The following is a 20,643-nucleotide window of genomic DNA, read 5'->3' on the forward strand; positions in this document are numbered from 1 at the left end:
TTTGTTGACATTTTTGTTTGTTTAGTTTTCAAGGAACAATTTGTTATCATTCCGTCGTTTCCTTCAGAAGCGACTTTATTAATATAACATATGATGTTAATCAGTGTCAACATCTTTTTTCAAATCCGTCACCTACGATTTCAACACTCTGTTGTGTTTGTATCGCAGCGACGGATATAAATATACCAAGTTATTTAGCAAAGGTCAACCCTATTTAATATTTTTTTAAGATAATTTTTCAGAGACCTTATAATGACGGTGATATACGCCCGTTCCTTTGGTCTCTACGTTATGCACATCAATGAGATTCTTCTCTACCAAGAACTCTATAAGGACACCTAAATCTACGGAATAAGGGATCAATTCTTTTTCAATAAGCATATCATTGAAACTCCAATACTCTTTACCTTCAAGAACTTCAAGTAAATGAGTTGCACCAATATACGTCCTAGAGTTGATCATAAACTCGCTTGCCAAAAATAATAATTCCAATCGTTTCTCAAGAGTTTCTTCACTATTTACAAGTTCTTCATATAACTTAAAGATTTCTGGTTCAATTTGTTTAACTTGATGCCAAACCGTCACCTCAGGATGGAATCCATTTTCAATAACAGCCAATCTAGCAAGATGGTGAAGGGAATGAACAATATGATTGTACGCATCTAAATAATGTTTCTTCTCAAACAATGCTTTGCCATCCATGTAGCGTCTGATAAGCTTAGCAAACTCCACACCCATTTTAAGCTTTCGACCATAAAACGGAAAATCACGTAGTTCTGTCTTCAGTTGTCCTATATATTCATTTCGGTCAAACAGGATTTTCCCATTATATAACCATTCAAAAATCTTACGGTTTGTTCCAAGGAGAATCCATTCTTTCAACTGACGCTCCGTTACAATATGCATCGCTGCTTTTTTACCCTGATAACTATAGTGTTTAATAAATAACGGTGCTTCCCCATCTTTAACGATGATTAGCAGGATAGCATCAAAAGAATCTGTCACAGCATCGGAACCAATTGTTCTTTCTATCATCAATACTCCGAGAGTGTTGGATTGACTTGCTCTTTCTTGATAAATGGGACGAAGGATATCTTCCATCATCATTCCTCCATTTTATTGATAGCCTATACTTTCGACACCTGCTAAAAAAATCCTTCTTAATCAGCGGACAAAATTCGACATTGTCATTCAAGCTAACAACTTCATAGTGTATGATTCACTTTATAGAAGGAAATATGATATAGTTTTCTTGGCAGGAGGGAAAGTAATGGCGAAATACTCTAATAAGATAAATAAAATAAGAACATTTGCTTTAAGTTTAATCTTCATCGGCTTCATTGTCATGTATGGCGGAATATTTTTTAGATCATCCCCTTTAATCATGACGATTTTCATGATCTTGGGACTACTTTTTATCATCGCAAGTACAGTGGTTTATTTTTGGATAGGTATGCTCTCCACTAAATCTGTACAGGTCGTCTGTCCAAACTGTGAAAGGCACACCAAAATGCTAGGCCGAGTTGATATGTGCATGTATTGCAATGAGCCATTAACCTTAGATCCTACCCTAGAGGGTAAAGAGTTTAACGAAACATATAATAAGAAATCAAAATAACAAGGCAATCTCCCAATATGGAGACTGCCTTGTTTTTTTTATACAAAAAAGCCGATATCAATGAAGATACCGACTATTTTAATGAATATCTGAATTTGCACAATCGGGACAGGTTCCGTAAATCTCCATTCTATGATGACTTACTTTAAATCCTGTGACATGTGAAGCAAGATGTTCCACTTCATTGAGTCCCGGATAATGAAAATCAACGATTTTTCCACATTGATCGCATATGACGTGATAATGCTCTGTAGTTACGTAGTCAAACCGGCTCGAAGCATCTCCATAGGTTAACTCCTTTACAAGGCCAACCTCACGAAATACCCTTAGATTGTTATAAACTGTCGCCACACTCATGTTTGGGAATTTCCCTTCCAACGCCTTATAAATATCATCGGCCGTAGGGTGTGACATTGAGCTTATTAAATATTCGAGTATCGCATGACGCTGCGGAGTGATTCTTACGCCCGTTTCTTTCAGCGTTTCTAACGCTTCTTTTAACTGTGGATAAGACACCGCCATGCACCTCTTTCCTGAAAAGATTCTTACTTTATAATGTTTATAAACAGTTTACTAATCATTTACTACTTTTGTCAATATAACAACCTAATCAATGAGCGTTCCTTCTTTTCCTCTAAGTATGCAATGTTAGTTCTTTAACTCCCAATTGTTGATTCACATAACGAGCTGTTACAAATAACAAATCTGATAACCTATTCAAATAGGCAAGTACCAGTGGATTTACATCCTCTCCTAGTGAAACAGCAATCCTCTCCGCTCTTCTAACAACCGTTCTAGCAACATGAAAAGCACTTCCTGCAGGATGACCTCCCGGAAGAATGAAATTAGTTAATGTTTGCAATGATGCATCCCACTCGTCGATTTGCTCTTCGAGACTTGTGACATCCCCAGACTGTAAAGTCCATTTCACTTCTTTCCCTTGTGGTGTTGCCAGTTCTGCTCCTACATGGAAAAGGTTCGTCTGGATACGATGATATACTTCGGTTAATTTTTCTTTACCTTCAAAGGGCTCTGAAGCCAAATAACTGAGCGCCAATCCAATCATGGAATTTGCTTCATCACATGTTCCATAGGCCTCGACTCTGACGTCATTTTTATCAACTCGAACACCGTAGATAAGTGAGGTTTTTCCTTTGTCTCCTGTTTTCGTATAAATTTTCATTACTAGTACCCCCTGGTTGGATCGATTGGATTAATGAAATCTTCGCTCTTATTCATATATGTATGAAGGTTATGTTTAAAAATTTCAAAAGAACGCGGCATATATTTTTTTGTAATACTTGATAAGTGTGGTGTTACCGTTACTTGATCCATCCTCCAGAATGGGTGTCCCTGCGGAAGCGGTTCCCGTTCAAAGACATCAAGATATGCATGGGCAATTTCTCGATTCTCCATTACTTTTAACAAAATCTCATCCTTTATTAAATTCCCTCTGCCGATATTGATAAAAACAGCAGATTCTTTCATTAACTTAAAATGTTCTTCATTTAATAAGTATTGCGTTTCTTTCGTGCTCGGAAGAACTGACACAATAAAATCAGCCTTATCGAGATGCTTTTTCATTTGATCTATTTTAAAGGTCTGATCAGCATATTCATGTGGATGACCATGACGATTTATCCCTATGACATTCATCCTGAACGCTTTCGCCAGCCTTGCAATCTCTCCCCCTATGGCACCGATACCTAAAACAAGAAGCGTTTTTTCTGCCAATTCCCCCATTGGAATCTTCCTATCCCATACTTCTTGACGCTCGTTTTCCAAAAGGGCATTCGTTTGTTTAACATACGTTAGCATCTGACTTAGCGTAAACTCAGCCATAGGAATCTTATGAATCCCCCTAACGTTTGTAATTAAGATTCCTCTATCAGCACAAGCTTTGAATGGCATTTTATCCATCCCTGCAGACATGATCATAATCCATTTCAGATTTTCAGCATTATTTATATCCTCTTCAACTAAATCCTCACCATATGTAACAAAAACTTCCGCTCTATAAAAGGATTCGCGCGCTTCCTTCATGCCTTTATAAAATTTAAAATTCACATTTGGAAATTGGTTTTTAATATCCTCTTGAAGTTCTTCTGCAGGATAAATTGATGAGACTATTTCCACATCTATCACCTCTAAATATCTTGGTTAGATTAATTTTATCATTAGATTAAGATTTTTAAAAATTAACAATCTTAGAAATTCAACCCAAGTTTGAATCTACATTGAATAAAATCCTCTTGAGCCAGAAAAATAAACAAAAAAAAGACGAGCCGTTTCCGACTCGTAAAGTTTTTCTGAGGAGGTATGCCCTAATTTAATGATATTCAAAACTTGTTTAATTGCATGGACAAAAGCCTTGTTATATAAAAATAGGCTGTCTAAAGGTTTGTTTTGATGAACTCGAGTGCCTCGTCTACATGTCCTTTCACTTTTACCTTTCTCCATTCCTTCACAATCTTACCTTCTTTACCAATGACAAATGTTGATCTTTCAATTCCCATATATTCTTTACCGAAATTCTTTTTGAGGGTCCAGACGCCATATTTCTCTGCGACTTCATGATTTTCATCCACCAATAACAGAAATGGCAATCCATGTGTATCCACAAACTTTTGATGGCGGCTAATAGGGTCCGGACTTACACCTAACACAACTGTATCTGCACTGGAAAAGTCTTCAAAACGGTCACGAAAATCACATGCTTGAGTCGTACATCCTGGCGTCATATCTTTCGGATAAAAATATAGAACAACATTTTTACCATGAAAATCAGAGAGCTTTACCGTTTTTTCGTTATTTGCCAAAAGTTCAAAATCAGGAGCAGATTCCCCTACATTTATCATTGTCATTCTCCTTTTCCTTCATTAATGTTCTAAGTCTCTAACTGCTCTTGCAACAAAAGCCGCAGGAATCGTGTAACCTATCAAGGCTTCCACGATAGCAATCATTCTACCAATTCCTATCGGAACGACATCCCCATACCCAACAGAAAACAAAGTCATTGCACTAAAATAGAAGCTAGCCTCAAATTTATGATAAAAATGACCACTAAGCCTCTCCCCTGTATCTAGCAAAACAGTCATACCGTTCAATTCAAGCAATAAATAGAAAAGCCCAAAACCAATCATTACGTTTGCATAGATACAACCCAACATCAGAAAATTTTCAAAGGAAACTGCCTTTCCCTTTATTTTGTGAGGAAGAAAAAGCGAACGCAAACTCATAATGATAATGATAGTTACAAATATGAAAAAGAGATATAGCCCCAACTAACCCGCCTCCAAATAACTGGTTAGTTTATGTGTATGCAGGCTTGTCAGCTTTCATATCAAACACAATTTCTAGTATCTAATTTCCGGCTCCGCGATACTTTTTCACCCCTTGATTCCAAACGAAGATAGACATTCCGAAGAATAAGATTCCCATCACAGGTGTCATAAAAGCATAAAAATACCATTCTTCTTTTTCAAGAAAATAGGCTGCAGGGTAAACCCCAACAAATGCAAATGGAAGGATCCAAGTCAGAACGAATTTGATGATTTTATTATAGATATCCACTGGATAACGCCCATAGTTCCCGATATTATACATCATTGGCATAATGGAAGTTTTAGCATCAGCCCAGAAACTGATACATGCTAACATGATGAAAACTCCTGCATAGACGAGTGCACCACCCAATACCAAAACAATGAAAAGAAATGGATCGTACCAACTTAGCGTTAGCTTTAAGTTGATTCCTGCATAAACCATGACCGCAATCCCTGTAAGGGCACCAAATAGGGATTCAAGTTCCATACGTTCCAAAATCACTTGAAATAGACTGTGGATGGGGCGGGTCAAGATACGGTCTAACTCACCTTTCACGATATACCTTTCGTTAAAGTCCCAGATATTAAAGAATGAACCGAATACCGCAAACGGAACCATAAAGAAACCATAAATAAAGATAATTTCATCTCTTGTCCAGCCGCTGAGGAGATTTGTATGACCAAAGACCACTACGATGAAAACCAAATTGACTGCTTGAAACAAAAGATCGGAGAAGATCTCCACAAAAAGGTTAGCACGATATTCGAGCCTGGTTTTTATATATTGAGATACATATTGAAAAAGCATAGAAAGATAAAACATATTAACCTCCCTGCACAATGAGCTGTTTTTTAGCTAAATGCCATAGGATTTGAATCGGGAAAATCAGAATAGCTACCCACACCACCTGGGTAATCAATGCATTCACTGCTTCTGCATGAGAGAAGCCGTTTGTGAATATCATGCTTGGTATATAACTAATCCCTTGGAAAGGCAAGTACTTCATAACCTCTTGCGCCCACAACGGGAAAAAGCTCATTGGCAGTAGTAGTCCCGAGAAGAGATCAATTACCACGCGTTTGGCCCTGATAAGTCCACTATTATTATATAAGAAGAAAGTGGTAATTCCGGTTAACAAGTTAATTTGAGTATTAATAAGAAAGCTTAATGTTATGGAAATAGCAAACATTCCCCAAATCGTTAAGTCCCAAGTAAATTGAAGCGGAAAAATAAGAGACACGATGAACATTCCTGGGACCGAAAAGAAAAGCAACCTAAATATACCCTCTCCTAATCCCTGCATCGTTTTCATTCCTAAGTAACTATAGGGACGAATCAATTCAACCGCTACTTTACCTTCCATTATTTCTTGCGCCATTTCTCGGTCGATATTGTTAAAATAAAAAGCTCGTGCCATCCATGCGACCGCTACATACGTCGTCATCTGCAAAACCGACAATCCTTGAATCTCCGGTTTCCCTCCATAAATGGCCGTCCACAAGAAATAATAAGCACCGATGTTGATACTATAAATTAGGATTCCTGTGTAGTAATTCGTCCGGTACGCGAGCATCATCAGAAATCTGATGCGGATCATCTCTAAGTATTTATCCAATCCTCTTCACTCCCTTCTCTTACACAGTTCCTTTTTCATATATATTTCTAATGATTTCTTCTGTTGAAGTCTCATTGATTTTGACATCTTTAATCTTAAATGCGGAAGCTACTTTTGCCATGACTTGTGAAATGACTTCATCAAGATCATCTGTAACGGCTGTAAAGACCTGGCTCTTTTCTTCACATTCCCATTTTACAGGAAGTCCACTCGTTACCGCTTGTAAAGTATCCAATTCTACTTTTTCTAAAAATTGAAATTGAAGTTCTTTTCCTTCTCCCCATGTTTCTTTCAGGCTTCTTAATTCGCCATCATAAATGATTTTTCCCTCATCAAGCATCACGACACGCTCGCAAAGTGCTTCAATGTCCGATAAATCATGGGTCGTCAATAAAATCGTTGTATTGTACTTTTCATTGATTTCCTTCAAAAACTCACGGATTTTTAATTTCACAAGAACATCCAACCCAATTGTGGGTTCATCCAAGAATAACAATGGAGGATTATGAATGAGAGCTGCGGCTAATTCACATCTCATTCTTTGACCCAGCGATAATTTCCTTACCGGTTTATCCAATAATGGTTCTAAATCCAGCGTACGAATAACGTGATCCATATGCTCGTTATATTGGGCATCCGACACTTTATATACTTTTTTCAGAAGCCTAAATGACTCCTGAACTGCAATATCCCACCAAAGCTGAGACCGCTGTCCAAAAACAACACCAATTGTTTGCACGAATTTTTCACGTTCTTTAAATGGAACCATCCCATTTACCATGATGTTCCCACTTGTTGGTGTTAGAATCCCTGTTAGCATTTTTATCGTCGTTGATTTACCCGCACCGTTCTCTCCGATATACCCGACCATTTCTCCTTGCTTAATCGAAAAACTAATATCATTTACAGCAGGAACAATTTTGTAATTACGGGTAAATAAATCCCTAAATGCACCTTTTAATCCTGCCCTGCTTGAATAGGATTTAAATTCTTTACGCAAACCCTTTACTTCTATCATATTTTCCATTGGTTTTAGTCTCCTCCTGAACTTTCCCTCGAAGAATTAGTTTATCCAATGTCCTATGACAAAACAACTATCCTGCACATGTTCATAAAATCATATTCTTTTTACGATTAAAGCTAGAAAAAACATGCTAGAATAATCAGGTGGATAAATTAGAAGAGTACAAGCCCGTTTCTTTTGGAAAGAGAGAAACATGGGCTAAACAAGGAGGAGCAGCATGCAATTTACAAATTCAGAAAGATTACATAGCGAAGCACTGGAACATATTGTTGGTGGAGTTAACAGCCCATCTCGTTCTTACAAAGCAGTTGGCGGTGGCGCACCCGTTGTAATGGAGCGAGCACAAGGAGCATATTTCTGGGACGTTGACGGTAATCAATACATTGATTACTTGGCTGCATATGGCCCTATCATTACAGGACACGCACACCCACATATTACAGAAGCCATCAAAAAAGCAGCAGAAAGCGGAGTACTATACGGAACTCCAACTCCTCATGAAGTCAAATTTGCCAAAATGCTTCGAGAAGCGATTCCTTCAATGGATAAAGTCCGCTTTGTTAATTCAGGAACCGAAGCAGTTATGACGACGATTCGTGTAGCAAGAGCTTACACAGGACGGGATAAAATCATCAAGTTTGCTGGCTGTTACCATGGTCACTCTGACCTTGTGCTTGTAGCCGCTGGTTCCGGTCCATCAACACTTGGTACTCCAGACTCTGCGGGTGTGCCTAAGAGCATTGCACAAGAAGTCATCACGGTACCATTCAATGATATCGAACCATTTAAGGAAGCAATTCAAAAATGGGGAGATCAAATTGCTGCAGTTCTTGTGGAACCAATCGTTGGGAACTTCGGAATTGTAGAACCGAAACCTGGGTTCTTGCAAGAAGTAAACGACATTACACATGCGGCTGGTGCCCTGGTGATCTATGATGAAGTGATAACTGCTTTCCGTTTCATGTACGGTGGTGCACAAGATTTGCTTGGAGTAAAACCCGATCTCACTGTTCTAGGAAAAATCATCGGCGGCGGTCTACCAATTGGCGCTTATGGCGGACGACAAGAAATTATGGAAAAAGTCGCACCACTGGGCCCTGCTTATCAAGCCGGAACCATGGCCGGAAATCCCGCTTCCATTCTTTCGGGCATTGCCTGTCTTGAAGTATTGCAGCAGAAAGGCGTTTATGAACACCTTGATCGCCTTGGCGCCATTCTTGAAGAAGGTATTCTTGAAGCCGCAAAAGAGTACAATGTTCCGATTACCATTAACAGACTTAAAGGCGCACTTACTATCTATTTTACAGATGAAAAAATCGAAAACTATGAGCAAGCAGAAAACACAAACGGTCAGGTTTTTGCGAAGTTCTTTAAATTGATGCTTCACCAAGGAATTAATCTTGCTCCTTCGAAATATGAAGCGTGGTTTTTAACAATCGCCCATACAGAAGAGGATATCGAAGCCACACTTTCAGCAGTAAGAAACGCATTTTCAAACTTATAAATTGAATATTTATGCAAAAAGGAGATTAACAAATCTCCTTTTTTTATTCCCCCTAACTTTATGAAACCGTTTACAAGAAGGCTTGTTTTAGACAATATCCAATTACAACCATCCAACATACTGTATAAAAAATTGATTTCTGAATATTCCTATGATAATATAAAAATATTATTTTCATTTTTCACTTTATTTATGTACCCCTGTAATACGTTAATCCACTGTATACCACTACTTTTCACAATTAAGCTAATTCTTCATAGGAGGTGAAATGACTTTGTAGAATCGTCTACAAAAGTCGTTCAATAATGGAAAATTGGAGTCCTTCTCTTTTTAAAGATTTCTTCAGAAACGAACACGATGCATGTGGCATCGTTTCCTGTATAGAGAAAACAAAAGTTCCGACTCGAGCAAACATTTACAGTTGTATTGATGCCCTTGTCAAAATGAATCATCGTGCAGGATTTATCAACGGTGAAGGTGATGGAGTGGGTATTCATATCGATATCCCACGGCAGCTATGGAAATCTAAATTAGCGGATGCCGGACTTAACCCTTCCCTCCCTGATCAAGAAGATTTTGTTGTCGGTCATGTTTTTGTCAGTAGAAAATCAGATTGGGCAACTCTTCATAGTAAGTTGATTCAAATATTAAAAGAACGGGGACTCACTCTTATTTTTGAATCCGAAGAAGTGACGAATTCTTCGGCATTAGGTCCAATTGCGGTTCAAGAAAACCCAATATTCTGGCAATTTGCATGCTTACCAAATATCTCTGTAAAAAATTTATCGAGTACATTATTCCAAACAATTGTTGAATTCGAAAAAGATGATTTTGTCCATGTTGCTTCATTAAGCCAATACCACGCGGTTTATAAAGTAATGGGAGCTGGTGATATTCTGCCAAAATTCTATACGGACTTAGCTGACCCATTAGTTGCTTCAACGATGACTCTCGGGCACAATCGATATTCAACAAATACATTATCCAGCTTCTTCCGCGTCCAGCCTTTCAGTGTGTTAGGACATAATGGAGAAATCAATACAATTGCAAAATTACGTGACGAAGCAAAAATGATTGGTGTTCCACTTGTGAAAGATGGAAGCGATTCTCAAGACTTAAGCAGAACGATGGAAACCCTCATCTGTCGAGAAGGCTATTCATTATTTGAAGCTGTAGATTTGTTATTTCCACCTATTATTAATGAAATAAAATCATATTCTCCAAATTTACAAGATATGTACACCTATATGAGAGAAGCATGGGGACACTTTGCTCAAGGTCCAGCCGGCATCATTTCTAGATTCGATGATGAAGCGGTATTTAGTGTAGATTCGTTAGGCCTACGTCCTGTTTGGATGTTAGAAACTGAAAGCTCTTACCTCTTCTCTTCTGAACCTGGCATCATACCTTCTAGTGAGTATGTGAATGATCCGAAACCTTTGGCACCTGGTGAAAAAGTAGGGGTGAAATGGAAAGGGAATCGTTTGGAAGTTTTTGAATACGAAGGCTTTCAGCAGGAAGTGTTCAATCGTTTCGCAAAACGGGTAGACTTCGAGAATGCAAGAACTCGATTAAGCACTCCGACCTTTGAAAAGACGGTGACAATGAACTATCCCGAAAAGGTTCATAACGGCCAATATAAGGCTTTCGGTTGGGAGCGTGACCATGTTCAACTAGTAGAACAAATGGCCGCAAAAGGAGCGGAACCAATCCGATCACTCGGACACGATTCACCACTCGCCGCCTTAAACCCTGATAGAAAAAACCTTGCTGATTTTATAAAAGAAAGTGTTGCAGTCGTAACAAACCCAGCAATCGATCGTGACCGTGAAATGGAGCATTTTTCAACAAGAGTTATTGTAGGAGCAAGGCCTTCTTTATTTAAGAAGGAAAAGACGGAGGCTACTTTAGAGTTGCTTACCCCAATTCTTATTGAAGGAAGAACAGGATTCGAGCTTTCTGGGCAACTAAAGCAGCCTAGCTTTGATCAAACTGTTGAATTCTTTCAATCTAAGAAACTTTCAGCCTATCTCTCAGCAACTTTTACGACATCAGAAAAACTTTCATCCGCACTAACAAGGATTTCTGAAGATGCGGTAGCTGCTGTAGAAGAAGGAAAGTCACTCCTCGTTTTGAATGATGCAATGTCACATCAAAATGATGAATATTGGATTGACCCCTTGCTTGTCACATCAGCCGTGCATCAAGCCCTTGTAAAGGCTCAGTTGCGCAGAGAGTGTTCTATTCTAATCCGCTCTGCTGCTATGCGCTCACTACATGATATTATCGTTACAATCGGACTTGGAGCAGACTTGGTTAGTCCTTATTACATGTTTACGACTGTAAATGATCAGTCACTGCAACCATTAGTCAATCTATATCAAGCACTTACTAAAGGTATCGAAAAGGTTATTTCGACAATTGGCATTCACGAATTGCGTGGCTATGGCAGACTTTTCTCATCCATTGGCTTGAATGAGGAGATATCCAAAGAGTTAAACATTGTGAATTTCTTTGGAGCATCTACCCTTTCTTACGATTTTGAAGCTATGGAGAAAGATGCCATTCAGCGTGCTGCAGATTACCAAAATGAACAAGAGCGCATTGGGAAATCCTTTAATCTCTTCCCTCGTATTTGGAAATCAATCGGTGAAGTGGCATCTTCCGGTGATTACAAAGCGTATGGTGAAAAAATCACGGAACAAGAAGTCGAGCACCCAACTACGATCCGCCACTTAACTAGTATAAAGAAAAGCAACCAGCCTCTATCTTCTGGCGAAGTTGATATAAGTGTTGGTGAACACAGTTTGCCATTTGTGATTGCTTCTATGTCATTTGGATCACAAAATGAAATCGCGTTCCGAGCATATGCGGAAGGTGCAGATCGCCTTAACATGATTAGTATGAATGGTGAAGGTGGCGAAATTAAGGATATGCTTGGTAAATATCCACGGACACGTGGACAACAAGTAGCTTCTGGACGTTTTGGGGTAAATGCCGAACTATTAAACTCTTCTAATTTACTTGAGATCAAAATCGGGCAAGGCGCGAAGCCTGGTGAAGGTGGACATCTTCCTGGCTCAAAGGTTACGGCAAAGATTGCAGAAGCAAGAAATGCCACGATTGGATCAGACTTGATTTCACCTTCTAATAATCATGACATCTACTCAATCGAAGACTTGGCACAAATGATACATGAGTTAAAAACAGCGAATGACAAGGCTAAGGTCGCAGTTAAGGTTCCTGTTGTTCCTAACATCGGAACCATCGCAGTAGGAATTGCGAAAGCTGGTGCAGATATCATCACCCTGAGTGGCTTTGATGGAGGTACCGGAGCTGCAAGAATCCACGCCCTCCAGCATGTGGGTTTACCGGTAGAAATCGGAGTAAAAGCTGCTCACAACGCATTGCTTGAATGTGGCATGCGACATCAAGTTGAACTATGGGCAGACGGCGGCATTAAGAGTGCACAAGATGTCTTAAAGGTTATGTTACTTGGTGCCAACCGCGTTGGCTTCGGTACATTATCCATGCTGGCTATTGGCTGTACAACATGCAGAGGCTGTCACCTTGATACATGTCATGTTGGTATTGCCACACAAATTGACTCCGAAGCCCAAGCAAAGGAACATGGTTTAAGAAGATTTGTTCCTCGTCAATTTGATTTAGCTGTTCAAGGTATCATGAATTTATATACCGCTTTTGGGAATGAATTAAAAGAATTGGCTGCTTCTGCGGGGATAAGGAATTTGCAAGATGCAGTAGGAAGATCTGATTTACTGGAACAGTTGGATGGACAGGAGCGGTTGGATCTTTCAACCTTATTGAAGCCGCTCGAAATAAGTCAATTTACTCATCAACATGAAGAAATGACAACTAATCTGTTGGAGACTCAACTTCAGGTTGCTGCAGGAGCAGAATACCTGGATGCAGCAGTTGAGCATTTACATTCCTCCCGTGAATTTACAAGCGTTACTTCAGAGCAAAGAGTCCTTGGTAGTCGTGTTTCATGCCATAGAGTCCGCGGTCGTCTGGATGGGTCGTATCGTCAACTAGCCCCTGTTCATCTGAAGTATAAGGATGGTTCCATTCCTGGAAACGGCCTTGGTGCTTATAACAGTGAGGGACTTACAATTACGGTTAATGGTGGTGCACAGGACGGCATCGGTAAGGCTGCTTTTGGTGGAAGTATCCAAATTCTTAAATCCAAGGGAAAAGACGGACGTTTTTATAACGGGTCTGTTGGAAAAGGTTTCGGTTATGGCGCACAAAAAGGCCTATTAATTGCCCAAGGCAATGCCGATGCGCGTGCCGGTATCCGTCTTTCTGGAGCAGATATGATTATTGGCGGACAAATGACAAAGCCTCTTCCTGAAAACGAAGCTGGCAATATTGGCACGAATGCCAATATTAAAGGATTCGCTTTTGAATATATGACAAATGGCAGAGGGCTTGTGTTAGGCGATCCTGGACCATGGATCTGTGCTGGTATGACAGGCGGCGTCATTTATTTACGTCATCAACCAGAAATGGGTCTGACAGAATCTGCTATTAAGAGACGTATCGCTAAAGGTGCTAAAGTTTCTATCTCACCACTTAATCAAAACGGTGTAAGTGATGTTAGCGAACTTCTGGGAAAATATATTAACCTACTTGAAGAAAATGAACAAAAGGAAGAAGCAGAAAATTTGAAGAACCTTTTAAAAAATCCAGTACAAAACTTTCTTATGGTTCTTCCTGCCAAAGAACAGGCAGACCCTGCAGTATCTACGGAATAACAGTAAGATGGGAGCAAGCTATTGAAGCTAGCTCCTTTCTTTATTTTAGTTCTTTTCTAAAGTATTGTTGTTTTTGAAAGTTAGGTTTGTGATAGCAAGCCATTGATAATGCAGTTGATTGGAGCGGAAGGTGCGAGACTCCTCGAAAATCCTCATGATGCTATCGCATCATTTCGTGCGATGTGAATTCCTAGAAGCTTTCCTTTTGCTACCGCCTTTTCTTCGTGCGTGGGTTCCATTCGAGGAAGAAAAACAATGTCCTGCGGGATTAGCGGGACAGGTGAGACCCCACAGGCGACGTGCGCCGAGGAGGCTTACCGCACGCCCAAGACGAATTTGTCCATGAAAAAGCCGGCATTAGGGCTTTTTCATAATTCGTAACGCGGAAAGCGAGCATCCTAGAGTGGAAATCAACAGACACGTTTAACAGCTACTTATTTCCATCAAAATACTTTCCTTTTATATCCTACACTCAGTCCCTTTTTACCTAATACCAATTATCTCTTGATATTCAATCAGAAGCCATGTATAGTACATTATTGTTTAATAATGAATAAAGTGGTTTATAGTATAACTAATCTTTAAAAATGAGAGGATTTTCTTAGAATGAAGTTAGGCGCCCGCATCCTAAAAACGGGAATTGCAATTATTTTGTCCTTATTTTTAGCTCAAATTGTAGATTCTCCAGCTCCCTTATTCGCTGGAATTGCAGCGATATTCGCTGTTCAACCGACTATTTACCGCTCTTTCCTTTCCATCATGGAACAACTACAAGGAAATTTGGTTGGTGCATTAGTAGCAATTATTTTTGTATTAATCCTTGGAAATAACATTATCATTGTAGGCTTAGCTGCGATTATCGTGATAATCATCAATCTTAAGCTGAAAATTGACAATACGATAGCGTTATCACTCGTAACCTTGATTGCTATCATGGAAAATACCGGTGAAAACTTTATCGAATTTGCGTTCATTCGTTTTTCCACCATCATGCTTGGTGTATTTTCAGCGTTTATAGTGAACCTTGTATTCCTGCCTCCAAAATACGAAAACAAGCTATACTTCAAAATCTCCAACACAGTTGAAGAATTAATAAAATGGATTAGATTAAGCACTCGACATTCCGCAGAACATACCTTATTAAAACAAGATATCGAAAGACTTCGAACAAACCTGCTTAATATTGAACAACTTTACATTATGTATCAAGAAGAACGGAACTATTTTAAGAAAAACGATTTAGTTAAATCAAGAAAGCTCGTTGTCTTCAGGCAAATGGTTTCTGTAACAAAAAAGGGACTTGAAACATTAAAAAGGCTTCATCGCTTTGAAAACGAGTTACAGCAAATGCCAGAGCATTTTCAACAATCCATTCAAGAACAACTCGATTGTCTTATCTACCATCATGAGGAATTAATGCTGCGTTTTATCGGAAAGTTACGTCAGCCTGACCCAAATGATGATCCTACTGTATGTCTTAATAAAAAGGATCTATTCTCCCTTTTTCTTGCTCAGAGTACGGATATGGCGAATAAAGACGATAGTAAGCTATACCACTCCATGCAAATTGTTTCAGCAATCCTAGATTATGGCGAACAAGTGGAACATTTAGAAACGTTAATAACAAGTTTCCAATCGTATCATCAGGATGAAAATGAGCTTAAAATTGAAGAAATGAACGAATAAACGTAAAAAGCAGCTGAATCATTCAGCTGCTTTTACTGTGTATCCGTATCCTTAGGTTGTTCAAGCTGTTGGACTTGAAACAACTTATAATAATGTCCTTTTAGTGCCATCAGTTCTTCATGCTTACCCACTTCCTCAATTTGACCGTGTTCAATTAGTACGATTCTGTCAGCATGAGTGATAGTCGAAAGTCGATGTGCGACGACAAATGTAGTTCTTTCTTTAGCAAGTTCCTCTAGTGATTCCTGAATCGATTGTTCACTTTCAAGATCCAGTGCGGAAGTTGCTTCATCCAAGATTAAGATTGGCGGATTTTTTAAGAAGACGCGTGCAATAGCCACCCTTTGCTTTTGACCGCCCGAAAGTTTCACGCCTCGCTCTCCCACCTTTGTTTCATATCCTTCTGGCAGATTCATAATAAAATCATGGGCATTTGCTGCTTTGGCAGCTGCAATGACCTCTTCATCCGTAGCCTCTGGCTTCCCAATAAGGATATTAGACTTAACAGATTCACTAAACAAGATATTATCTTGAAAGACCACTCCGATTTGATCCCTGAGCGTTTGTACTTGAAAAGAACGGATATCTGTTCCATCAAGCAAAATGGTACCTTCCGACACATCGTAGAAACGCGGAATTAAACTGACAAGTGACGACTTACCGCCACCGCTCATCCCTACAAACGCGATGGTCTCACCCTTTTTCACATGCAAATCAATCTTTTTTAATACTAAGTCCTCATTTTCAGCATAAGCAAAACTAACTTTTTCGAATGAAATATCACCTTTAACATTTTCACAATGTATTGCATTTGGTCCATCTAGAATATCGTACTTTTCATCTAAGAATTCAAAGACACGATCCATTGAAGCTAGTGACTGTGTCAATGTCGTCGATGAATTCACAAGCCTTCTTAACGGATTATATAGCCTGTCAATATAAGCTATGAAAGCAATCATTGTGCCGAGTGAAAGGTTTTGCTGAATAACCAGATATCCTGAATAACCAATGACCAATAATGGTGCAATATCGGTGATTGTATTTACGACTGCAAATGCTTTTGCATTCCAACTTGTATGCTCGAGCGCCTTGACCAGAAAGTTCTTATTCTGCTTATCAAACTGTTTTTGTTCATAATCTTCAATTGCAAAACTCTTGATTACCGACATCCCCTGAACGCGTTCATGCAAATAACTTTGCACCTCTGCTAGAGCTTGTGATCTTACCCTTGTAAGCTTTCGTAAGTTTCCGAAAAAATATCGGACTGAGATCGCGTAAAATGGAAACAGAACGAGCGAAGTGATCGTAAGTTTAAGATTCATGGTCGACATGATGCCAATGGCAATAAAGATTGTTGCAATATCCAGCCATAGGTTCATTAACCCAGTCATCACAAATGTCTTAGTTTGCTCTACATCATTAATAACACGTGAAATGACTTCTCCAGTTCTTGTATTCGCGTAGTATTTAAAACTAAGTTTCTGTATGTGAGTATATAACTTGTCCCTGATATCGTATAAAATTTTACTTGATGTCCATTGCGCAAAATATTGACGATAATATTCAATTGGAGGCCGTAGGATCACAAAGATGACAATCATAATCGCCATAACAGTGAAAAGCTTCTCCGTCCGAACCTGTTTCGATAAAGCGTCATTGCCAATGATGTCATCAATAACATATTTAATGAGCATCGGGATGATAAGCGGTATTGCGAATTTTATAATCCCTATAATGATGGTTCCTATTATCTGCAATCGATAAGGCTTCACAAATTGCAAATACCTGCGGATACTACCCAAAATAATCCTCCTTTATAGAAAAGCGTAAGGCGCCTGCTTATCGGCGACCAGCATAAGCCAATCGCTGGCAGAAGGCGTCCTTTACCTTCCGAAGCCATTGGCTTATGACCAAGGTTGTTTCGGCTTTAGGAAACAACCTCGAGCCGATGGTGCCTGAAGCTAGACAATAGAAAAGCATATGCGACATGCCTACTCAAATGTGAAAACCATTCTTCGAGAGGTGTTTAAAACAAACAAAAACCTGTTGATCGGAAATCAACAGGCAGCCATTCGGGCAAATTGTTCCTCGAATCTTAGCGTCTGTATGTAAGATAACGTTCATACCAAATATCAATGAAATCCGCGGAAAAAGGTCCTTTACGTTGACGAATCCATTGAATGAGGGTTTCCACGTTGCGCTTAAGAATGTGATCAATGGCTTCTGGATATTTCATCTCCCGACGGTGCCTTTCATACTCATCTTCATCCAATAGATTGAATGTCATATCAGGAAATACTTTGATATCAAGATCGTAATCAATGTATTTCAGCGCTTCTCCATCGAAGATAAACGGAGAACTGAGATTGCAATAGTAATATACACCATCTTCACGTATCATTCCTATAACATTAAACCAGTGCTGTGAATGAAAATAACAAATAGCCGGTTCCCTGGTAATCCAAGTTCGTCCATCGGATTCGGTAACAATGGTACGATCATTTCCACCGATAACAAGATTTTGCGTTCCTTTTAGTACAGTCGTTTCTTCCCAGACGCGATGGATGTGCCCATTATGTTTATAACTGTGTATTTGTACTGGCTCTCCTTCTATGGGTACGCCCATGAATCTCCCCTACTTTCATTCTCCAAACGCTTTGCAACCTATCTATACCAATAAAAATCATCTAAAAACGACAAAAGGCAACAAAGTACTTTTCCTATTTTCTATTATTATAACGGTTGCACCGAGATTTTAAAACAAAAGAGCCATTGAAAATCAATGACTCTTTACAAAATTTCATATTTTTTTGTTATTTTAGTTAAATTTCTCTCTTCTTAGTTCACTGTTGTCGCATTGATATCACGATAAGAGCGAATGACCTCTTCTGTCTGATTTTCAAAAATTTGTTGAATTTCACGTAATTCTGTTTTCATTCTTACAATTTCATATTGCAAGCCTTCCAGCTCAGTTTCATTTTGTAAACTGATCAACTCTTCTTCAATTTCTTTGCAACGCTCAAGTTCCGCTTGCAAAAATAGTAACTTCTCCATTGTCTTCATCTGTTCCGAAACTAAACGGTTAAAGTTATTCATTCTCCATCACCGCCCTATATATTTGTTGAAATTACATTATTAAGGAGCTTCCGTATCTTCTATGTACATATTCTTTAGAAATGCCCATTTACCTTTGACTACTTCTGTAGACACCTAAGAGGTTTTGTCGAAAGCATCTTTATGCATTTCATCCAAAAAACACAAAGAAGGCACTCTCTCGTTATGAAAGAGTACCTTCTTTTCAATTAGCTTTGTTGATTTTGTCCGTAGCTACCAGAAGCTTTAGCTTTGTTAGCTTGGGATTGAGCATTTTGTTGTCTCACTTCAGCAGCGTTAGTTTCGCTAGCGAACTCAGTGCCGAATTGACCTTGTCCAGCAGCTTGACCTGCTTGAGCATTTTGTTGCTTTACATGCTGGATGCTAGTTCCAGCTGCACTTTTGTTTGGTTGTTGATTGAAATTTGCCATTGATATCACCTCCACGCTCATTAATTTAACCGAGCAAGGGGGGAGATATTCGGAAAAAAAGATAATTTAAAGTGAATATTTTTCTACTAAGCTGATTTCGCATAGATTGTAGCTTTTATAAGAAAAGCGCAAGCGCCCTGTTCAGCCCCGACAGGCATAAGACGAAGCGCGTAGGAAATCCTATTTCTGGAGCGATTTGGCTTATGACCAAGGTTGTTTGGGCTTTAGGAAACAACCCCGAGGGGCTGGGCGCTGAAGCTAGACAGTAGTCTCCGTAAAATTCTTAAACTTTCTTATATAGCGAAAAAGGCAACAACACGTATGGATACATATTTCGTACTCTTCCTCAATATGAAATTCTACACGCTAAAGTCCTACTGGTTTCAGTATAGAAAAGCCCTACAGCCGACTTTTTCATATTCCAATAACAACAAAGTTTACGAAAAGAGCCTTATACTAAAAGGGAAATTCCACCGTCTACAATAATTGTCTGTCCTCGGATCATGCTTGCTTCATCTGTAAGTAAGAACATAACACTGTTAACGATATCTTCTATTTCAACCATTCTTCCTGCAGGAGTTTTTTGTCTTGCTCCCTCAAGCAATTCCTCTCGATTTGGAAAGTGCTTTAATGCATCAGTATCAACCGCACCACCTGACACTGCATTGACAACGATATTTTTCGATGCCAACTCCACTGCAAGATAACGAGTTAGTGCTTCAACCGCTGCTTTGGACACTCCAACTGTTGTGTAATTTTCTAAATAACGGATGGACCCAAGTGAACTGATACTTACGATCTTCCCGCCACCATTTTGTTCCATCAATTTAGCTGCTTCTTGGGCACAAAACAATAATGCTTTGCTGTTAATATTCATTGTCCAATCCCAATGTGACTCCTCTAATTCCATAACTGGTCTTAGTACACCTGACGCTGCATTATTTACAAATACATCAAGTCTGCCAAATTCATTTTTGATTTGCTCAAACATATCTTTGATCTTATCAACGTCACCAACGTTTGCTTTTACCAAAAATGCTTTTCTGCCAAGCGCTTCAATTTCTTTTACAGTATCAAGTGCAGATGATTTGCTTCTCGCATAGTTAACGACGATATCATAACCTTGTTGTGCCAGACGAATAGCCGTGGCTTTTCCAATCCCTCTACTGCTTCCTGTAACGAGTGCAATTTTTTGTGTCATATATACTTTCCTTCCCTGTCTGAATTTTGATTTCATTTTAACTTCAAAATGAATAGAAAACAATTAACAATCGAACAATAACGTTTAGCAATCATACGAAAGGTGGAATTTTAATGTACGTCGGACGCGACATGACGGAATTATCGATGATATCAAAATCAGATTGGAAAGACAGCGAACTCTCATTTTTTCATCATTCTTTACAACAAATGACTCCTTACCTAAATAGTGAAGGTCAATCTATTCACACCGAAATCATTAAGGAAATTGAACAACGAGGCGGCTTGCAACGCCATGAAGCCGATTACACACATGGTACTAGGATTAGTTATGATTAATTTCCCGATAAAAAACAGGAGCGCAAAA

The 20,643-nt window shown here is 39.0% G+C and carries 19 protein-coding genes; 5 read left to right on the forward strand and 14 right to left on the reverse strand.

Annotation, left to right across the window (positions count from 1 at the left end; genetic code table 11):
• Positions 1-225 precede the first annotated feature (225 nt).
• Positions 226-1,101 carry a nucleotidyltransferase-like protein gene (locus BMZ31_RS12090; RefSeq protein ID WP_090832029.1) on the reverse strand — a complete coding sequence of 292 codons (876 nt, stop codon included), beginning with the start codon at positions 1,099-1,101 and terminating at the stop codon, positions 226-228.
• A 169-nt stretch (positions 1,102-1,270) separates the two neighbouring features.
• Here BMZ31_RS12090 and BMZ31_RS12095 point away from each other — a divergent pair, with 169 nt between their 5' ends.
• Positions 1,271-1,618 carry a YgzB family protein gene (locus tag BMZ31_RS12095; RefSeq protein WP_090832030.1) on the forward strand — a complete coding sequence of 116 codons (348 nt, stop codon included), beginning with the start codon at positions 1,271-1,273 and terminating at the stop codon, positions 1,616-1,618.
• 78 nt (positions 1,619-1,696) lie between these two features.
• Here the strand turns inward: BMZ31_RS12095 and perR are convergent, their stop codons facing one another.
• The 8 genes from perR to BMZ31_RS12135 all read right to left on the reverse strand — a co-directional run bounded on the left by perR (position 1,697) and on the right by BMZ31_RS12135 (position 7,587).
• Positions 1,697-2,134, reverse strand: a complete 438-nt coding sequence (gene perR, locus BMZ31_RS12100) for a peroxide-responsive transcriptional repressor PerR (RefSeq protein WP_175478115.1) — start codon at positions 2,132-2,134, stop codon at positions 1,697-1,699.
• Positions 2,135-2,252: 118 nt separating this feature from the next.
• Positions 2,253-2,801 carry a cob(I)yrinic acid a,c-diamide adenosyltransferase gene (locus BMZ31_RS12105; protein ID WP_090832032.1) on the reverse strand — a complete coding sequence of 183 codons (549 nt, stop codon included), beginning with the start codon at positions 2,799-2,801 and terminating at the stop codon, positions 2,253-2,255.
• A 2-nt stretch (positions 2,802-2,803) separates the two neighbouring features.
• Positions 2,804-3,754, reverse strand: coding sequence for a D-2-hydroxyacid dehydrogenase (locus tag BMZ31_RS12110; protein ID WP_090832033.1), 951 nt, complete (start codon positions 3,752-3,754; stop codon positions 2,804-2,806).
• 257 nt (positions 3,755-4,011) lie between these two features.
• Entirely contained in the window at positions 4,012-4,482 is a 471-nt protein-coding gene (gene bcp, locus BMZ31_RS12115) for a thioredoxin-dependent thiol peroxidase (protein ID WP_090832034.1), read from the reverse strand.
• 15 nt (positions 4,483-4,497) lie between these two features.
• A complete protein-coding gene (locus BMZ31_RS12120) occupies positions 4,498-4,788 on the reverse strand; it encodes a potassium channel family protein (RefSeq protein ID WP_368086647.1) in 291 nt (96 codons plus the stop codon).
• Positions 4,789-4,981: 193 nt separating this feature from the next.
• Complete coding sequence (locus BMZ31_RS12125) at positions 4,982-5,767, reverse strand: ABC transporter permease (RefSeq protein WP_090832036.1); 786 nt, start codon at positions 5,765-5,767, stop codon at positions 4,982-4,984.
• A gap of 1 nt (position 5,768) precedes the next feature.
• Positions 5,769-6,560 carry an ABC transporter permease gene (locus BMZ31_RS12130; protein ID WP_090832037.1) on the reverse strand — a complete coding sequence of 264 codons (792 nt, stop codon included), beginning with the start codon at positions 6,558-6,560 and terminating at the stop codon, positions 5,769-5,771.
• 19 nt (positions 6,561-6,579) lie between these two features.
• Positions 6,580-7,587 carry an ABC transporter ATP-binding protein gene (locus tag BMZ31_RS12135; RefSeq protein WP_090832038.1) on the reverse strand — a complete coding sequence of 336 codons (1,008 nt, stop codon included), beginning with the start codon at positions 7,585-7,587 and terminating at the stop codon, positions 6,580-6,582.
• 214 nt (positions 7,588-7,801) lie between these two features.
• Between BMZ31_RS12135 and BMZ31_RS12140 the strand changes: the two genes are divergently transcribed.
• The 3 genes from BMZ31_RS12140 to BMZ31_RS12150 all read left to right on the forward strand — a co-directional run bounded on the left by BMZ31_RS12140 (position 7,802) and on the right by BMZ31_RS12150 (position 15,552).
• Positions 7,802-9,088 carry a glutamate-1-semialdehyde 2,1-aminomutase gene (locus tag BMZ31_RS12140; protein WP_090832039.1) on the forward strand — a complete coding sequence of 429 codons (1,287 nt, stop codon included), beginning with the start codon at positions 7,802-7,804 and terminating at the stop codon, positions 9,086-9,088.
• A gap of 302 nt (positions 9,089-9,390) precedes the next feature.
• The gene (locus tag BMZ31_RS12145) at positions 9,391-13,866 is read left to right on the forward strand and encodes a glutamate synthase-related protein (RefSeq protein ID WP_090832040.1); all 4,476 of its coding nucleotides are present in this window, start codon (positions 9,391-9,393) and stop codon (positions 13,864-13,866) included.
• A 606-nt stretch (positions 13,867-14,472) separates the two neighbouring features.
• Positions 14,473-15,552: an FUSC family protein gene (locus tag BMZ31_RS12150; RefSeq protein WP_090832041.1), complete on the forward strand. Its 1,080-nt coding sequence runs from the start codon at positions 14,473-14,475 to the stop codon at positions 15,550-15,552.
• Positions 15,553-15,584: 32 nt separating this feature from the next.
• Here the strand turns inward: BMZ31_RS12150 and BMZ31_RS12155 are convergent, their stop codons facing one another.
• The 5 genes from BMZ31_RS12155 to fabL form a co-directional block, all read right to left on the reverse strand.
• Positions 15,585-17,354, reverse strand: coding sequence for an ABC transporter ATP-binding protein (locus BMZ31_RS12155; RefSeq protein WP_090832042.1), 1,770 nt, complete (start codon positions 17,352-17,354; stop codon positions 15,585-15,587).
• Between the two features lie 293 nt (positions 17,355-17,647).
• Positions 17,648-18,178, reverse strand: a complete 531-nt coding sequence (locus tag BMZ31_RS12160; protein WP_090832043.1) for a nucleoside tri-diphosphate phosphatase — start codon at positions 18,176-18,178, stop codon at positions 17,648-17,650.
• 212 nt (positions 18,179-18,390) lie between these two features.
• Positions 18,391-18,648 carry a YgaB family protein gene (locus BMZ31_RS12165; RefSeq protein ID WP_090832044.1) on the reverse strand — a complete coding sequence of 86 codons (258 nt, stop codon included), beginning with the start codon at positions 18,646-18,648 and terminating at the stop codon, positions 18,391-18,393.
• A 206-nt stretch (positions 18,649-18,854) separates the two neighbouring features.
• Positions 18,855-19,076: a gamma-type small acid-soluble spore protein gene (locus tag BMZ31_RS12170; protein WP_090832045.1), complete on the reverse strand. Its 222-nt coding sequence runs from the start codon at positions 19,074-19,076 to the stop codon at positions 18,855-18,857.
• A gap of 451 nt (positions 19,077-19,527) precedes the next feature.
• Positions 19,528-20,277 carry an enoyl-[acyl-carrier-protein] reductase FabL gene (gene fabL / locus BMZ31_RS12175; RefSeq protein WP_090832046.1) on the reverse strand — a complete coding sequence of 250 codons (750 nt, stop codon included), beginning with the start codon at positions 20,275-20,277 and terminating at the stop codon, positions 19,528-19,530.
• 113 nt (positions 20,278-20,390) lie between these two features.
• On the opposite strand from fabL, the gene BMZ31_RS12180 reads away from it, so the two are divergent.
• A complete protein-coding gene (locus BMZ31_RS12180) occupies positions 20,391-20,615 on the forward strand; it encodes a hypothetical protein (protein ID WP_090832047.1) in 225 nt (74 codons plus the stop codon).
• The last annotated feature ends 28 nt before the right edge of the window (positions 20,616-20,643 follow it).

Origin of the sequence: Bacillus sp. cl95 (assembly GCF_900115925.1) — a bacterium.
Classification (GTDB): Bacteria; Bacillota; Bacilli; order Bacillales; family Cytobacillaceae; genus Neobacillus_A.